The organism is Flagellimonas marina, assembly GCF_042651185.1.
GTDB classification, from domain to species: domain Bacteria; phylum Bacteroidota; class Bacteroidia; order Flavobacteriales; family Flavobacteriaceae; genus Flagellimonas; species Flagellimonas marina.
This window is the reverse complement of record NZ_JBHSCL010000009.1, coordinates 406290-422926: the sequence shown is the minus strand read 5'-3', so window position 1 is coordinate 422926 and position 16637 is coordinate 406290. Positions and strand designations below refer to the sequence as shown.

Below are 16637 nucleotides of genomic sequence, written 5' to 3'. Positions count from 1 at the left end.
AATAGACATGAGACAAGAAATGACAGCTACATTATCCTATTGACATATTGAAGGAGCTTGCGACTGAAATATCTATTTTTGGATGAGGTTTTTGGGAACACAAGTTTCAAGTACTGTGGCATAGTGCAGAAAAAAATGGTGACATTTCTTACTTTTGGGGTCTAAACACGAAACTCCATACTATGAAAAAGCTACTTTTTATGGCAGGGGTCTTTTTGACTCTTGTTTCGACCCATGCACAAACCGCTGAAGAGATCAAAGCCGAGATGGGACCCAAAAAAGATTCCATTGCCGCCATTCAAGGGCGTGTTGATGCGCTTCAAGCCCAATTGGATGCCCTACCCGGCTGGAAGATTGGGGCCTTTGGTACCATTGGGGGAAGTCTATCACAGTTCAACAATTGGTTTGCCCAAGGTATTCCCAACAACTCTTCTGGAAATATTGGGTTTACGGTAAATGCCTATGCCAATTTGCAGGAAGAGAAATTCTTTTGGCGAAATGCAGCGAACATAAATTTGGCTTGGGTAAAGTTGGATGATAAGGACGACCCCACAGATGATGATAGCTTCCGGCAGGCCACTGATGTGTTCAATATTTCATCACTATATGGTAGAAAGTTGAGCGAAAAATTTGCCATTTCGGCCTTGGCAGAGTATCGTACCACCATTTTGAGCAATTTCAACGACCCCGGGTATCTGGATTTGGGTGTCGGAGCCACATGGACACCTATTACTGACCTGATAGTGGTTATCCATCCGCTGAACTACAACTTTGTCTTCAGCAGTGAGGATACCATTTTTGAGTCTTCCTTGGGTGCCAAGATTGTGGCGGATTACACCAAAAAAATTGGAGCGGTCAACTTTAAAAGTAACCTTTCTCTTTTTCAAAGCTATGAAAGCAGTAACCTTAGCAACTGGACCTGGATTAATTCGTTCTCCTATACCCTTTGGAAAATGATTGGCGTTGGTTTCGATTTTGGTCTGAGAAACAACAAGCAGGAAACCTTGAACTATATCGTTAACAATGCACCCACTCCAGACCCAACGGCTACATTTGATACCATTGATAATGAATTGCAAACCTATTGGACCCTTGGGTTGAGCTATAAGTTTTAATAGGTTGACTAAAACAGCAAGAGTGAATTCAGATTTGTAACATTTGGACTGCGCTCAATGTGACAAAATTAAAATCTATCTTACAAAAAATGCCCTCAATGTTGAGGGCATTTTTGTGGGGTGAAATATGATTTTTCAATGTTTTTAAGTCCATGGCCAAAGTAGGTTAAGATCATATAAAGATCCAGTGGACACTACAGGCTTAAAAACAGTTTGAAAGTAGTTTTTATGTGGTTACCCTATAAATTTTTGTTGTGAACTGCATAAAACTTGTGGCAACGGGACATCCAAAAGTAGTTCGTCGATGAAGTAGGGCATTTTGCCTTTAACATTTAGTACTGATCTAAATGCTCTGGGTACAAAAAGTTATTATACGGAAAGCGTGTTACATGGATGTCCCGGACTTCGTCGTAGACACGCTTTCTAAATTCATCCAGATTTTCTTTGTTCAAAGCTGAGATAAAAATAGCGCGGTCCCCAATTTTGTTGAACCAAGTATTTTTCCACTCGTCAATAGTGAAATGTGCCGAGGTACGTTCGGTAACAAGGTCATCCTCGTCAATGGTCTCTGGCGTGTATTTATCGATTTTATTAAAGACCATTATGGTTTTTTTGTCCGAACTTTTGATTTCATCCAAAATCTGGTTCACTGAGGCAATGTGCTCTTCAAAGTTGGGATGTGAAATATCCACCACATGCAGCAACAAATCCGCTTCACGAACTTCATCCAAGGTACTTTTAAAACTTTCCACCAGTTGTGTGGGCAATTTTCTAATGAACCCTACAGTATCACTCAATAAAAAAGGCAAGTTGCCGATGACCACTTTCCGAACAGTTGTATCCAAAGTGGCAAAAAGTTTGTTCTCGGCAAACACATCACTCTTGCTGATTACGTTCATTAAAGTGGATTTTCCCACATTGGTATATCCAATCAAAGCTACACGCACCAAAGCTCCTCTGTTGCCACGTTGAGTCTCCATTTGGCGGTCTATTTTCACTAATTTTTTCTTGAGCAAAGCAATTCGGTCACGAACAATACGCCTATCCGTTTCAATCTCGGTTTCACCTGGACCGCGCATTCCAATACCCCCACGTTGTCGCTCTAAGTGCGTCCAAAGTCCGGTCAGTCTTGGCAAAAGATATTCGTATTGGGCCAGTTCTACTTGGGTACGGGCATAACTGGTTTGGGCGCGTTGCGCAAATATATCAAGGATAAGCCCAGTTCGGTCCAAAATCTTACAGCGCAATATTTTTTCAATGTTGTTCTGCTGGGCCGGGGTAAGCTCGTCATCAAAGATTACAGAACCAATTTCATGTTCTTTTACATATTGCCGTACCTCCTCCATTTTTCCGGTACCAATAAAGGTCTTGGGATTGGGCACATCAACCTTTTGGACAAAGCGTTTTTCAACCTCACCTCCTGCGGTGTAGGTCAAAAACTCCAGTTCGTCCAAGTACTCGGTTACTTTCTCTTCATCCTGACTTTGGTTGATAACCCCAATGAGCACCGCTTTTTCGTACTCTATGGTCTTCTTTTCTAGCATACAATCAATTAAAGTGCAAATCTAAGCAATGTTTTGGAAGCTGATTTTGGGCGGTAGGGATTTATGCCGTTTTCATCCAGAAAGGCAGCATTGTTTGTTATTTTCAGCTCATTCTACTTTGGATGTAGCTTGTGGTTTAATACAAAAAAGCCATTGTACGAATGCAAACTTTGAATGAAGGAAAATTATTACACAACAGAAAAGTGAATTTTCACAACAGATAATGATAAAACACGATGTAGTTCGTCGAAAAAAAATGGGATTTTACCGATAGATATTGTCCACCCATCTATATTAGTAGTCCAAATCTTACCTAAACTTAATTATGGACTACAAGTTTCCTATAGGGGCTAAGGCAGCAATCTTCTCCATTTTTTTCATGCTTTTGGGATATTGTTCAGTTTTTGGTCAGTCCAGAAACGCTAAGGAGCAAATTAAGTCTACCTACAATCAAGGTAAAATGGCTTCCATTATTTCTCAAATGGAAGTTGAGCATCAAGATAAAAATCAAAAGATAGAACAACTTTTAAAAGTAAAAGGTTGGAACAGGAGTGAAAAATCCGTTAATGGTTCTGAAATTGAACTAAAAGACATCGGCACCGATGGAACTCCACTTTTTTATACCACCTTAAATGACCCTTCTACACAAACTGCACGGGCGCACACGCTTTACGCAGATGGACTTTTAAATCTAGGTTTGGATGGAAGCGGAATGGAAGTAGGGGTTTGGGATGCTGGTGCTGCACTACCAACCCATCAAGAATTCGATTCTCGTTCCGTAAATGCAGACAACACGGATGAAATTAGTCTACACGCTACTTTGGTAACCGGTAACTTAATATCTTCTGGAGTTCAAGCCAGTGCAAAGGGCGTAGCTTATGGAGCAAAAGCTTTGACCCATGATTGGAGCCGTGATAAGATTGAAGTGGCCGAAGCAGCCGCAAATGGACTTTTGTTGAGCAATCATTCCTACGGAATTTTGTCGGATCGCGTTCCCGATTGGTATTTTGGTGCTTATATTAAAGTAGCCCAAGACTGGGACCGTATCATGTACAACGCACCTTATTATTTGATGGTGACCGCAGCCGGGAACAATCAAAAGTCGTTTGATAATGCCACTCCTAATTTTGGAAAGACAGCAGATGGTTTCGATTTGTTGTTGGGCTTCACTACTACTAAAAATGGACTTACCATTGCTGGTGCCAATACTGAAATTGGTAGCAAAGGTGAATTGAAGGAGGCTAAAGTGGCTGGGTATAGCAGTTTCGGACCGATGGATGATGGCCGTATTAAGCCAGATTTGGCCGGGGATGGTTCCAACATTCTCTCTACAAGCTCAGAAACCAATACCAGTTACCAGACTTCCTCGGGAACTTCTATGGCCGCACCAGGTGTTACGGGGTCACTTTTGCTGCTACAACAATACCATGAGGAACTTTTTGGTTCGTACATGAAAGCTGCAACCTTAAAAGGACTTGCCTTGCACACTGCCGATGATGTTGATGCCCAAGGCCCTGATTATAAAATGGGATGGGGTGTAATGAACGCCAAAGCAGCTGCTGAGGTGCTTCAAAACAAAGAATATACAACATTGATAAATGAAGGGAGTTTAACTGAAGGAGAGACGTATTCATTTACAGTGTTCGCCAATGGTTCCGAGTCTTTGGTGGCTTCGCTATCATGGACCGACCCAGAAGGAGAGTATATCAACAGGGGCGAGATGAACAGCACAACTCCTGCCTTGATGAATGATTTGGACATTAGAATCACCAAGGCTGGAGGAGTCTATTATCCCTGGAGGTTAAATCCGGCAAGGGCGACGGATGCCGCAACTCGTGGAGACAACTCAGTAGACCCCTATGAAAGAGTTGAGGTTGAAAATGCCAGTGGGGAGTATACCATTACCATTTCCCATAAGGGAAGTTTGACCAACGGTTTTCAGGATTTTTCATTGATTGTTTCTGGAGCTCAAGTGTCACAGTGTTCCATTGAAACTCCTGCTGGAGTAGAATTGGTGACTTCAACCGATGAAAGTTCAACTATAGGTTGGTCAGAGGCTGATGAAACCCTTTTTGAGATTCAGTACAAAGCGATTGATTCGGATTTCTGGAACAGTGAAATGGTATGGGAAAACAGTTTTGAATTGTCCAACTTGGAAGTTGGAAAGGTATATGAAGTCCAAGTCCGTTCTATCTGCACCGAGAATGCTGTATCCGAATTTTCGGATGTGTTCCAGTTTGAGTTCAATGGGGAGGAAACGGAAGCCTTTGCTTACGAACCGTTTAGCTATGCACAAGACTTTCAGGTGTCCGTTTACCCGAATCCAGCGGTAAACTATTTATCCATCCAGGCCCAGTTATCCCCTGATGCACAGTACTCCATTGTCACCACTTCAGGTAACGTCATCAAAAAAGGAAAGGTTGAGGAGGCTATCAATGTTTCTTCCCTTGCCTCCGGATTGTATGTGCTGTTGGTACAGGATCATGCAGGGGCAAGAAGCACGAAGTTTTATAAAAACTGATGCAAGTTCAAGTTTCAAGTGCAAATCCAAGAATCAAGACACTAGACTTGTTCGTGCTCATTCGTGCAATTTGTGTCAAACTACTTTCTATTAAACTTTAGCCAAACAACAGATTCTTCGCTCCGCTCAGAATGACAATTGGAAATTGTTATTTTTCATTGATTTTTAAACCTTCTTGATTTCATCCTCCGATAATAGGGCCTCATTGCGCATGCGAAGAAAAACTTGGGCCGTGGTCACCACATCCAACTCGCAATACGAAATGATGCGGTCCAAATCCTTGTCCTCGTAAAATACATCTTTGACCATACTGCCATCCATATCTTCTTTAGGGGAGGGAATTCCCAATACATGCGCCAACAATTTTAGGGATGTGTAATGTTTGTAATCCCCGAATTTCCAGAGTTCCATAGTGTCCAAATGGGATACTTCCCATGGTTTTTTCCCGAAAAGGTCCAATTTGTAGGGTAGGTTGATGCCATTGATGACCATTCGGCGTGCGATGTAGGGAAAGTCGAATTCCTTGCCGTTATGGGCACAAAGTAGATGTTTGGCCTGACTAAAATGGTCCTTCAGCAATTGTTTAAATTGGGTCAGGATGTGAGCTTCGTCTCCGTGAAAAGAGGTGACTCTAAAACTGCGTACATCCCCTTTGTGCGTAAAATAGCCCACGGAAATGCAGACAATTTTTCCGAATTCGGCCCAAATACCGGCTCGTTCGTAAAACTCTTCAGCGGTAAACTCTTCTTTGCGCTGATACTGGGATTTTTGTTTCCAAAGGGTTTGGGCAACTTCATCCAAATCAGTAAAACTCGGTTTTTGAGGTACAGTTTCGATATCCAAAAAAAGGATATGTTCCAGGTTAAGTTTGTAAAGCATGGTAAACTATTAAAAGAGCGTCGTCTGCTTGGCAGGACTCTCATGTTCCAACAACCATTTTTTTCTATGCAGTCCACCTGCATATCCAGTGAGGTCTCCGTTGCTCCCAATAACACGATGGCAGGGAACAACAATCCAGAGCGGATTTTTACCATTGGCCGAGGCTACTGCACGTATGGCCTTTACATCGCCCAGTTGTTTGGAAAGGTCTAAATAAGAAATGGTTTTTCCAAAAGGAATTTTAAGTAGGGCATCCCAAACCCTTTTTTGAAAATCGGTTCCGATAGGGTTAAGTTTAAGGTCGAATTGCTGTCGGGTACCATCAAAATATTCCCGAAACTGGTACACGGCATCCTCTAAAACTTCAGGAATTATACCAATAGGTTTTGTTTCGTTTAGTACAGATACGGAGGCAAGCCCATTTTCATCACCTTGAAACTCTGCTAAACCAATAGGTGTTTGTAAATAAGCAACTTCCACTACTTTAGTTTACGCTTACCTTCAATAATTCCTAAACGCTTTGCGCGAGTCTCCCAGTTCTGTCTGGCCAACATTTGAAGGTCTTCTACGTTATCGCTTTCGTCCATTATCTCCAGACCCAATAGAGTTTCAATGACATCTTCCATGGTCACCAACCCACTTACCGAACCATACTCGTCTACCACCAAAGAAATCTGCTCTCTTTTTTCCACAAACTTCTCAAAAAGTTCTGGGATAGGAATGCTTCGGTTGGATACCAATAATTCCCGCTTTAAGGTTGAAAGTTTTTCCGAACCTCTTTTGTTGATGATGGCTTCCATAAGCTCATCCTTTAAAAAGAAACCGGTAATGTTGTCCATTCGGTCTTTGTACAACGGAATTCTGGAGAAACGAAGGGGTTGATTGGCTTCAAAAAAATCGTTAATAGTCTTGTCCTCTGAGGCGATTTTCATCACGGTTCTGGGTGTCATAACATCTTTCGCCAAGATTTCATCAAACTTTAAAAGGTTTTTGATGACTTTAGATTCAGATTCTTGAAAAACACCTTCTTCGTGGGCAATGTCGGTCATCGCTGTAAAATCCTCCCGGCTGAGTACACTCCCATGAGGTCCTTTTTTGCCAATCAATCTTGTAAACAGTTGGAGGATCCATAGCAATCCAGTCCATTTCAGCACAAAAACCATAATGGTCAATGCCTTTGCGGTAAAGTTGGCCAGTTGTTTCCAATAGGTGGCTCCAATAGTCTTGGGAATGATTTCCGAAGCGACCAAAATCAATATGGTCATTATAGTTGAGACAATTCCTACCATTAAATCCTCCGTAAACTGAAATCCTAGTACGGTTCTTTGGGTTGAACCATATAGTTCGGCATAAGCGACTTTGGCCTGTACCCCCACCAAAATGGCACCTACCGTATGGGCAACGGTGTTAAGGGTTAGGATGGCAATTAAGGGTTTGTCCACATCCTTCTTTAAAGATTCCAAAGTAGCGGCGTAATCTTTACCTTCCAGTTTTTTAACGTTGATGAAGGTAGGGGTAATGCTCAAAAGTACGGCTTCCAAAATGGAGCATAGAAAGGAAAAGAAAATGGAAATAAGGGCATAAAAAATGAGTAGTCCCATAGGCTAAATCTTGAGTACCAAGATAACGAATAGGAATCAATTTTGATCAGGGATTCTCTATGCTCTGTAAAAAACATCCATTAAGGCAGTTCTAATGTTCAAATCATACAAATTTCGATGGTCTCTTGAAGGATATACCCTGTTGGAAAGAAAGATAAAAACCAACTTGTTTTCAGGATCCGCCCAAACCAAGGTCCCTGTAAATCCTGAATGTCCAAAGCTGGTAGGACTGGCCAAGGGTGAAGGGTAGGCTTCTTCAAAGGGAAGCTCTGAGTTGTTTAGCAATGGCTTGTCAAAGCCCAGTCCCCGTCTATTTTTGTTTTTGGGATATTGAACGGCAGTAAACTCCCTGAATGTTTCTTTTGAGATGAGCTGCCTTCCGTTAGCTGCTCCAAAGTTTTGATAGAACAACATCATTTTGGCAAGGTCATCTGCCGTACCGAACAACCCTGCATTACCTGAAACGCCACCCATAAGCGAGGCATTTTCGTCGTGCACCCACCCGTTGACCACTGTTTTTCTAAAAAGGGTATCATTTTCCGTAGGAACAATTGGATTTACCCATTGTTTTAGGCTTGGCAAATAGCCCAGGGTATGGCAACCCAAAGGCTTGTAGAAATTGTTGTTCAAATAGGTTTGGTAATCAGTTTGGGTGAGTTGTTCTATCAAGGTTGGAAAAATCAGAAAAGATAGACCGGAATAGAGGTACTTTTTTTCGTTGGAGACCTTTGAGCGATTGATGATTCGGTGCATTTTACGCTCAAAACGACGGTTGATGTAGAGGTTGTCGTAGACTTGTTTTTCAAATCGTTTATGTGGCGTAGTTCGAACAAACCGACTTTTCAATTTCCCATTTTTGATGACTTTTTGTAAAAAGACAATATAGGGAATCAACCCAGCTTGATGGCTTAATATTTCACGCAGGGTAAGGTCTTTTTTATCCTTTCGATTTCTCCAGGGTTTCCAATAGGTGCTAAAAGGTTTGTCCAAATCGAGTTTTCCCTCGTCCACCAACTTCATTAGCGCAGGAAGTGGTCCCAACACCTTGGTGACCGATGCCAAGTCGTAAAGGTCATTTAACGCAACAGGTTGAAGACTGTCATAGGTATGAAAACCATACGCTTGATGAAAAACAACAGTATCATTTTTAGCTACCAAAAGCTGTGCTCCGGGGAAGGCCTGCTCTTTTATGCCCAAAAGCATTATGGAATCCACTTTTTGATAGATAAAAGTACTGTCCAAGCCCAATTTGGAAGGGTAGGCATGGATGAGTTCATTTTGGGTATGACCCATTTGAAAAAAGATGAAAGAGCAAAAAGATGCAAGAAAAAATTTATTCATGGAAAAAGCGAAATATTTATCCAAGAGTTCGCACAAAATCCTTGGCAAAATACGAAGCGATAATATCCGCACCGGCCCGTTTTATGGCTGTGAGTTGCTCCAGCACCACTGCATCATGATCCAACCAACCTTTTTCTGCAGCTGCCTTCACCATGGCATATTCACCGGAAACTTGGTAGACCGCAACGGGTACCTCTACCTCGTTTTTGATTTCCCGAACAATATCCAAATAACAAAGACCGGGTTTTACCATAACGATATCGGCACCTTCGTCAATGTCCATTTGGGTTTCCTTGATAGCCTCATACCGATTGGCATAATCCATCTGATACGTCTTTTTGTCCTTGGGCACATTGGCAATATCAACAGGTGCTGAATCCAACGCATCACGGAAAGGACCGTAAAAAGCACTGGCATATTTAGCAGAATAGGCCATGATACCCGTATTGGTGAACCCTTCATCCTCCAAAGCTTCACGAATGGTAAGGATTCGACCGTCCATCATATCACTTGGTGCCACAAAATCGGCGCCAGCTTTGGCGTGTGATACGCTCATTTCGGCCAGAACCTCAGTAGTTTCATCATTCAAGATTTGTCCTTCAGCCACAATCCCATCATGTCCGTAGGAGGAAAAGGGGTCAAGGGCCACATCGGTCATCACCAACATTTGCGGACAGGCATTTTTTACCGTTTTTATGGCGCGTTGCATTAATCCGTTCGGGTTTATTGCTTCTGTTCCTTTGTTATCTTTAAGGTTATCATCAACCTTTACAAAAAGTAATACTGCACAGAGACCCATGTTCCAGAGTTCCTTAACTTCTTTTTCAAGATTGTCCAAGCTCAACCGGAAATAGTTGGGCATTGAAGCAATTTCTTCTTTAATGCCATTTCCTTCCACCACAAAAAGCGGTACTAGAAAATCATCTGGTGTTACAAGGGTTTCGCGAATCAATCTACGGATGGATTCTGAGGTGCGAAGGCGACGGTTTCGTATAAGTGGGTACATGTTTTAAGTTTTCAGTGATAAGCCATAAGCTTTAAGCTGATGATTTAAGTTTTAAGTGATGTTTTTATGGTATTGATTAATGAAGCAAGCATTTTCTTGACTTCATCTATTTCTGAAATAATGTTTTTTGATATTTCCGATTCAATATAACCCAAGTCGGAAGCCAATAGCATAAGATAATCCAATTCGTGAGCAGAACCTGAAGCGATATATAAAAATCTAATAAATTCCTTTTGAGTTTCTCGCCCACATCCTTCTGCAATATTTGTAGGGATGGAAACGCTGGCCCTGTTCATTTGAGAGGTAAGATTATACTGTTCCGATTTTGGAAAAACCTTAGTCAAGCTATAAACCTTTAGCACTAGTTGATGGGATTTTTCCCAGACCTTATAATTTTTATAGTTTCCCATAGCTTAGAGTTTATTGCTTGGTACTTATAGCTAATATCATATATCTATTTCACCAATGAGATAGGGAACAGCTTTGCCCGAAATCTTTACACGATCACCTAAATATTCACAGACCAAATCACCTCGTCGTTTGGAAAGTTGTTTGGCGGTCATTTTGTTTTTTTTAAGCACTTTGGACCAATAGGGAGATAAGGAAGTATGAGCGGAGCCGGTAACAGGGTCTTCAGGAATACCACACTTTGGAGCAAAAAAGCGAGAAACAAAATCAACTTCATCACCAGGAGCGGTCGCGATTACTCCCCTGCAATCCAACTGATTCAATAAGTGAAAGTTAGGAGATATGGCTTCAACTTCTTGTTGGGAGTTGTAGACCATAACATAATCCGTTTTTCCCTTTAATGTTTGCGTTGGAGTAAGGCCAATGGCGTTGTCCAATTCTGTGATATTTCGGATGGCAACTATGGGATCGGTGGGAAAATCCAAGGTCATCCAACCATTAGCACCTTTTTTAACGGTAAGCTCGCCACTTCTCGGAGAATAAAACTGAATGGTATTTTCTGCTACTCCATAGTAGTTAAAAAGCACAAAGGCAGTGGCTAATGTCGCATGACCGCACAAATCCACCTCAATTTCAGGAGTAAACCAGCGCAATTCATAAGTTTCTCCCTTTTGAACGGCGAAAGCTGTTTCGGCCAAATTGTTTTCTTCTGCAATTTTTTGCATCAACTCATTTTCCAGCCAAGTATCCAGTATGCATACTGCTGCAGGGTTGCCACCAAACAACTGATCTGTAAATGCGTCGATTTGATAAATTTTCTGTTTCATAGGTTTGCAACTTTAACAAAGCTACGGATTAAACCCAATTTTTGGGCTTTTGTAATACTTCAATGAGTTTTTCTTCTTGACTTCCTTTATCTGGATGATGGTTGTACCGCCATTGCACGTGAGGTGGCAAGCTCATCAAAATACTTTCAATTCGGCCATTGGTCCTAAGCCCGAACAAGGTGCCTTTATCATGTACCAAATTGAATTCCACGTAGCGTCCTCTACGAATTTCCTGCCAATCCCGTTGCTCTTTAGTAAAAGAGAGGTTCTTTCTTTTTTGAATGATGGGCACATAGGCTCCCAAAAAACTGTCACCTACGTCTGTTACAAAATTGTACCAATCTTCCATTTGCATGGTATCGCTTGCTTTGCAATAATCAAAGAACAACCCGCCTATTCCACGAGCTTCGTTGCGGTGTGAATTCCAAAAATATTCATCACATTTCTTTTTATAGGCTGAATAAAATTCTGGGTTATGGGCATCACAGACGGTTTTACTAACTGTATGAAAATGCGTTGCATCCTCATCGAACAAATAATAAGGAGTGAGATCCTGTCCACCCCCAAACCACTGATCAACGATTTCCCCATCTTTATTGTACATCTCAAAATAACGCCAATTGGCATGTACGGTAGGTGCCATTGGGTTTTTGGGATGAAGGACCAAACTAAGGCCACAGGCAAAAAAATTGGCATCGGAGACACCGAAGTATTTTTGCATACTTTCCGGAAGTTCTCCAAATACTTTTGAAATATTTACGCCACCTTTTTCAAAAACGGCACCATTTGCAATAACCCGGGTTCGTCCTCCGCCGCCCTCAGGGCGCTCCCAAATATCCTGTTGGAATTTGGCGGAACCGTCCACCTCTTCCAATTTTGAGGTAATGGTGTCCTGAAGTTGTTCAATATATGCGTAAAATTTATCCTTCATCATGCTTCGGTTATGTGAACAAGTTGATTTTCAAAATCTGCGAAATCTGAAGATGAATGCACTGGAATGGAATCCAATGCCATTTTTCTTAACATCTCGATTACATTGGCTTCGGTTTGCTCAAAATGTGTTTTAAAAATAGTTCTCCCCACGGCGTTGTTGTGCAAATCCATTTTTTTGGCCAATGGTTTGTTTGGAAAAGCATTTTCATGCCAATCTGTAATTTTTTCGGCCCAGTTCAAAACAACTGCTTCGTTTTTACGCCATTTAAAACATCTTTTCGCAATCAAATAGTTCCAGAATGCATGCCTAAAGGCATTGGCAGGGCCGTTTTTGTAATGTAGTCGGCCATATAGTTCTGTGGAAGTCTTCATGCAATCTTTGGTAGCCTTTAAGGTTGGTAGTACAAATAGCGGAAATTGAAACCCAATAAATATAACTTTCAGTATATTTTTAAAACTTACCCGTTTTAACACTGATATTGGATTCACTCCGAATACTCTTTTACTGCATCGATAAAGGCCTTGGCATTCTCCACAGGAATGTGGGGCAAGATACCATGACCCAGATTTGCCACGTATCTATCCTTGCCAAAATCACGAATCATTTGCGTCACCATTTCCTTAATCTTTTCTGGAGGGGACAGTAAGCGAGCAGGATCAAAATTGCCTTGCAAGGTAATTCTACCACCTGTTAAATATCTAGCATTTTTAGCAGAACAAGTCCAATCAACACCCACTGCCGAGGCTCCAGATTCTGCCATTTTGCCAAGTGCGAACCAACAGCCCTTTCCAAAGACAATTACAGGTGCTTCCTCTTTTAAGGCGTCCACAATCTGTTGAATGTACTTCCATGAAAATTCTTGATAATCTTCTGGCGATAGCATTCCTCCCCAAGAATCGAAGACTTGAACAGCGTTTACCCCAGCTTTGACCTTGGCTTTAAGATATGCGATGGTCGTATCCGTTATTTTTTGGAGCAGCGCATGAGCAGCTTTCGGTTGGGTAAAACAGAATCCGCGAGCCTTGTCGAAACTTTTGCTGCCCTGCCCTTCCACACAATAGCAGAGAATGGTCCATGGTGAACCGGCAAAACCAATCAATGGAATCTCATCCGCCAATTTTTTCTTGGTCATGCTGATGGCATCCATAACGTAACCCAAGGTATCCTGAATATCAGGAACAATTACCTTGTCCAAATCTTCTTTTGAACGAATGGGATTTGGCAAATAAGGCCCAAAGTTGGGTTTCATCTGCACCTCGATGTCCATGGCCTGTGGAATGACCAAAATATCAGAAAATAAAATGGCGGCATCCATTCCGTAGCGTCGGATAGGTTGAACTGTGATTTCCGAAGCCAATTCTGGTGTCTGGCATCGGGTAAAGAAATCGTATTTTTTACGCAGTTCCATAAACTCTGGAAGGTAACGACCCGCTTGACGCATCATCCAAACCGGAGGACGATCAACAATTTCACCTTTTAACGCTCTTAGGAACAAATCGTTTTTGATCATACTTTGTTTTTGAAATGGTTTATGGCCTGTACCAACACATTTTCCACGGTAGGTCTGTTGGCCACTATAATTTGTTTTGAATATTTAGCTGCTTCCGCAGCTGTGGTTTCACCAATACAGAAAATGGATTCTCCATCAATTTGATTGTCCTGAACATAGCTCCGTACCCCACTGGGGCTGAAGAAAAGAATTCCATCAAACTCGCGATTAAAACGTTTTGTGTTTAGATGTATTCGGTAGGCCTCAATCTCTTTATACTGAACGTTATTTTCTGAAAGAATCTGTGGCAACTCTTCTCGTCTCAGGTTTCCACAAACAAATAAAAATTCCTCATTTTGATGGTTTTTCGCTATAAAATGGGCCAAATCGGCAGAATTATCAGCTACTTTTATCACTTTTAGCCCGTTTTCCTCCAAAAAGCGTTTGGTCTTTTCACCAACACAAAACGTCTGACAATCGGAGTAATCTGAACCCTGGGCCTGTTGCAAAAAACCTTTTACAGCGTTTTTGCTCGTAAAAATATAGTTTTTGCAGCGTAAAGGAATTTCAACATCTAGAAATTCTATTTTCAGGGCATTGTATTCAACCAAGCCCAACCCGGAATTCAGGAACAGTTCTTTTTGGGAAGGAGTCAATATTTTAGTGGAGAGCACTGTTTTCATTTCGGATTTCTTGCATCAATTTATCTCCTCCCTGGCTCAATATTTCTTTGGCGCATTTACTTCCCAATCCCTCTGCTTCTTTAATGGGAACACTCTTCTTTATCCCAAGACGTTGTTTGCCGTCCAAAGAAAACAGAACACCCTCAAAATGTACCGCTTGGTCTTCAAATTGCGCCAACGCTCCAATGGGTGCAGTACATCCCCCTTCCAAAGTGCGTAGAAATTCTCGCTCAATGGTAGTGGCCAATTCAGAATTGGCGTCATTGAGTTTTTTAAGGGCTTTTATGGAAAAATCATCATTGTTTTGTGCTACCACCACCATGGCACCTTGGGCTGGTGCGGGAATCATCCAGTCCAAAACCACAGCATCCTTTGGCAACAATTTTATGCGCTCCAATCCTGCTTGTGCAAAAATGGCACCTTGCCAATCGTTTTCAATTAATTTTATGAGCCGAGTGTTGACATTCCCCCGTAGGTCCACCACATTATGACTCGGATATTTGTGAAGCCACTGTGCTTTTCGCCGCAGACTTCCTGTGGCAATGGTAGCTGGGGCATTGGATTCCAGAAATCCAGCACCTTTATGCACCAAAATATCGTTTGAAATGGCACGTTCCAAAACGGCTACCTGTACAATGCCTTTGGGCAATTGCGTGGGCACATCTTTCATGGAATGAACGGCGATGTCAATCTGGCCTTTTAGAAGGGCAATGTCCAACGTTTTGGTGAAAATTCCAGTTATTCCAAGTTCGTAAAGGGGTTTGTCCAGAACTTCATCGCCAGTGGACTTTATTGGGACCAGAGTGGTGTCAAACCCTAAAGATTCGAGCTTTTCCTGCACGGTGGTAGCTTGCCACAGTGCCAGTTCACTATCGCGGGTGCCAATTTTTATGATTTTACTCATTTCCTCGAATCTATTTCCAGTTCAAAGACTCTTTGGATAAGGTCCAGACTATCTTCGGTATCTACCTCGGATCGTTTAAGGTGGTTGGCGAATTGTTTGGTGATTTTTTGGATGATTCGCTCAGATATCATCTCGGCCTGGTCTTGGTTGAAGTCGTTTATTTTTTTGGAATGAAAGTCAATTTCTTCGGCCTTCATGGTTTTCAGTTTCTCCTTGAGCGCATTGATTACCGGCGCAAATTTTCGGGTCTCCAACCATTTTAGAAAATCCTTTTTCACCTGATCAATAATAACTTCTGCTTTGGGAATATACTCTTTTCTCTTGGCAAGGGCATCATCCGTGATTTGGGATAGCTGATCTAAATGTACCAAAGAAATGTTTTCAAGTTCCAGCACATCATCCGATACATTTTTGGGAACGGAAAGATCTAAAATCAATAGTGGTTTTTTAGGATAGATCAATGCTTTGGAAACTGTAGGTAATTGGGCGCCTGTGGCCACTACCAAAATATCGGCTTTCCGTATTTCGGTCTGAAGATCCCCATAATCCTTAACGGTCAAATGAAACTTTCCGGCCACATCCTCGGCTTTTTCACGGGTGCGGTTGATAAGGGTGATGTGGGAGTTGTTGGAATGTTTAATGAGGTTTTCACAGGTGTTCCTTCCAATTTTCCCAGTTCCAAAGAGCAAAATATTCTTTTCGGAGATATCAGGAACATTGTCCAAAATATATTTTACGGAGGCAAAGGCAACCGATGTGGCGCCGGACGACAACTCCGTTTCATTTTTTATACGTTTACTGGCTTGGATGACGGAATTGCACAAGCGCTCTAAAAATGGATTGGCCATCCCCAACTTGCGTGACCTATAAAATCCCTGCTTGATTTGGCTAATGATTTCAAAATCCCCCAAAATCTGGCTATCCAATCCAGTACCAACCCGAAACATATGCGAAATGGCCTCATGGTTTTTGTATACATAGGCCACTTCTTGAAACTCTTCAACAGTGCCCAGAGTTTGGTCGCAAAGCAGTTTGATAAGCTGATAAGGATGTTGTGCAAAACCGTAAAGCTCTGTACGGTTACAGGTAGATATGGCCAAGAGACCATCAATCCCGAGTTCCTTTGCCTTCACCAAAATGTGGTCTATGGCAGGAACATCCAGACTGAACTTTCCCCGTACCTCCGCATCAGCCTTCTTGTAGCTCAGCCCAATGGCATAGAAGGAATTATGTTTGGAAATGTTGTAATTCCTCATAAAGGATTAAAATCGCAGCACAAAAATAGGGGTGTTATCCAATAAAAAATAACGCTAGCGGAACTATAAATAACCAACAGAATAATTTTCGTCCCAAATTTTAGCCAAAACGGGCTAAAACACTATTTT

Annotated in this window: 16 protein-coding genes; 2 read left to right on the top strand and 14 right to left on the bottom strand. The window is 41.9% G+C overall.

Annotated elements, in window-relative coordinates; all coding sequences use genetic code 11:
• Positions 1–182 precede the first annotated feature (182 nt).
• Positions 183–1115 (top strand): DUF3078 domain-containing protein, encoded by a 933-nt coding sequence (locus tag ACFOWS_RS15695; protein WP_379766549.1) that lies wholly within the window; start codon positions 183–185, stop codon positions 1113–1115.
• A gap of 332 nt (positions 1116–1447) precedes the next feature.
• Here ACFOWS_RS15695 and hflX read toward each other — a convergent pair whose 3' ends face one another.
• Positions 1448–2659, bottom strand: coding sequence for a GTPase HflX (gene hflX / locus ACFOWS_RS15690; protein WP_379766546.1), 1212 nt, complete (start codon positions 2657–2659; stop codon positions 1448–1450).
• 325 nt (positions 2660–2984) lie between these two features.
• Between hflX and ACFOWS_RS15685 the strand changes: the two genes are divergently transcribed.
• A complete protein-coding gene (locus ACFOWS_RS15685) occupies positions 2985–5180 on the top strand; it encodes a S8 family serine peptidase (protein WP_379766543.1) in 2196 nt (731 codons plus the stop codon).
• A 165-nt stretch (positions 5181–5345) separates the two neighbouring features.
• Here the strand turns inward: ACFOWS_RS15685 and ACFOWS_RS15680 are convergent, their stop codons facing one another.
• From ACFOWS_RS15680 to hemA, 13 genes are all read right to left on the bottom strand, one after another.
• Complete coding sequence (locus ACFOWS_RS15680) at positions 5346–6059, bottom strand: 3'-5' exonuclease (RefSeq protein ID WP_379766540.1); 714 nt, start codon at positions 6057–6059, stop codon at positions 5346–5348.
• Positions 6060–6068: 9 nt separating this feature from the next.
• Entirely contained in the window at positions 6069–6539 is a 471-nt protein-coding gene (locus ACFOWS_RS15675) for a methylated-DNA--[protein]-cysteine S-methyltransferase (RefSeq protein WP_379766537.1), read from the bottom strand.
• A complete protein-coding gene (locus tag ACFOWS_RS15670; RefSeq protein WP_379766534.1) occupies positions 6539–7660 on the bottom strand; it encodes a CNNM domain-containing protein in 1122 nt (373 codons plus the stop codon). Before ACFOWS_RS15670 ends, ACFOWS_RS15675 begins: the two co-directional genes overlap by 1 nt.
• Positions 7661–7717: 57 nt before the next feature.
• Positions 7718–8953 (bottom strand): serine hydrolase domain-containing protein, encoded by a 1236-nt coding sequence (locus ACFOWS_RS15665; protein WP_379766531.1) that lies wholly within the window; start codon positions 8951–8953, stop codon positions 7718–7720.
• A gap of 64 nt (positions 8954–9017) precedes the next feature.
• Positions 9018–10007, bottom strand: a complete 990-nt coding sequence (hemB, locus tag ACFOWS_RS15660; protein WP_379766528.1) for a porphobilinogen synthase — start codon at positions 10005–10007, stop codon at positions 9018–9020.
• A 44-nt stretch (positions 10008–10051) separates the two neighbouring features.
• Positions 10052–10417 (bottom strand): four helix bundle protein, encoded by a 366-nt coding sequence (locus ACFOWS_RS15655; protein WP_379766525.1) that lies wholly within the window; start codon positions 10415–10417, stop codon positions 10052–10054.
• A gap of 36 nt (positions 10418–10453) precedes the next feature.
• On the bottom strand, positions 10454–11242 hold the full coding sequence (locus tag ACFOWS_RS15650; protein ID WP_379766522.1) for a PhzF family phenazine biosynthesis protein: 789 nt from the start codon (positions 11240–11242) through the stop codon (positions 10454–10456).
• 28 nt (positions 11243–11270) lie between these two features.
• Complete coding sequence (hemF, locus tag ACFOWS_RS15645; RefSeq protein WP_379767051.1) at positions 11271–12173, bottom strand: oxygen-dependent coproporphyrinogen oxidase; 903 nt, start codon at positions 12171–12173, stop codon at positions 11271–11273.
• The gene (locus ACFOWS_RS15640) at positions 12173–12649 is read right to left on the bottom strand and encodes a DUF6973 domain-containing protein (protein ID WP_379767048.1); all 477 of its coding nucleotides are present in this window, start codon (positions 12647–12649) and stop codon (positions 12173–12175) included. Before ACFOWS_RS15640 ends, hemF begins: the two co-directional genes overlap by 1 nt.
• 11 nt (positions 12650–12660) lie before the next feature.
• Positions 12661–13686, bottom strand: coding sequence for a uroporphyrinogen decarboxylase (gene hemE, locus ACFOWS_RS15635; RefSeq protein ID WP_379766519.1), 1026 nt, complete (start codon positions 13684–13686; stop codon positions 12661–12663).
• Positions 13683–14348, bottom strand: a complete 666-nt coding sequence (locus ACFOWS_RS15630) for a uroporphyrinogen-III synthase (protein ID WP_379766516.1) — start codon at positions 14346–14348, stop codon at positions 13683–13685. Before ACFOWS_RS15630 ends, hemE begins: the two co-directional genes overlap by 4 nt.
• A complete protein-coding gene (gene hemC / locus ACFOWS_RS15625) occupies positions 14326–15252 on the bottom strand; it encodes a hydroxymethylbilane synthase (protein ID WP_379766513.1) in 927 nt (308 codons plus the stop codon). The genes ACFOWS_RS15630 and hemC overlap by 23 nt, the downstream gene beginning before the upstream one ends.
• Positions 15249–16508 carry a glutamyl-tRNA reductase gene (gene hemA / locus ACFOWS_RS15620; RefSeq protein ID WP_379766510.1) on the bottom strand — a complete coding sequence of 420 codons (1260 nt, stop codon included), beginning with the start codon at positions 16506–16508 and terminating at the stop codon, positions 15249–15251. The genes hemC and hemA overlap by 4 nt, the downstream gene beginning before the upstream one ends.
• Positions 16509–16637 lie beyond the last annotated feature (129 nt).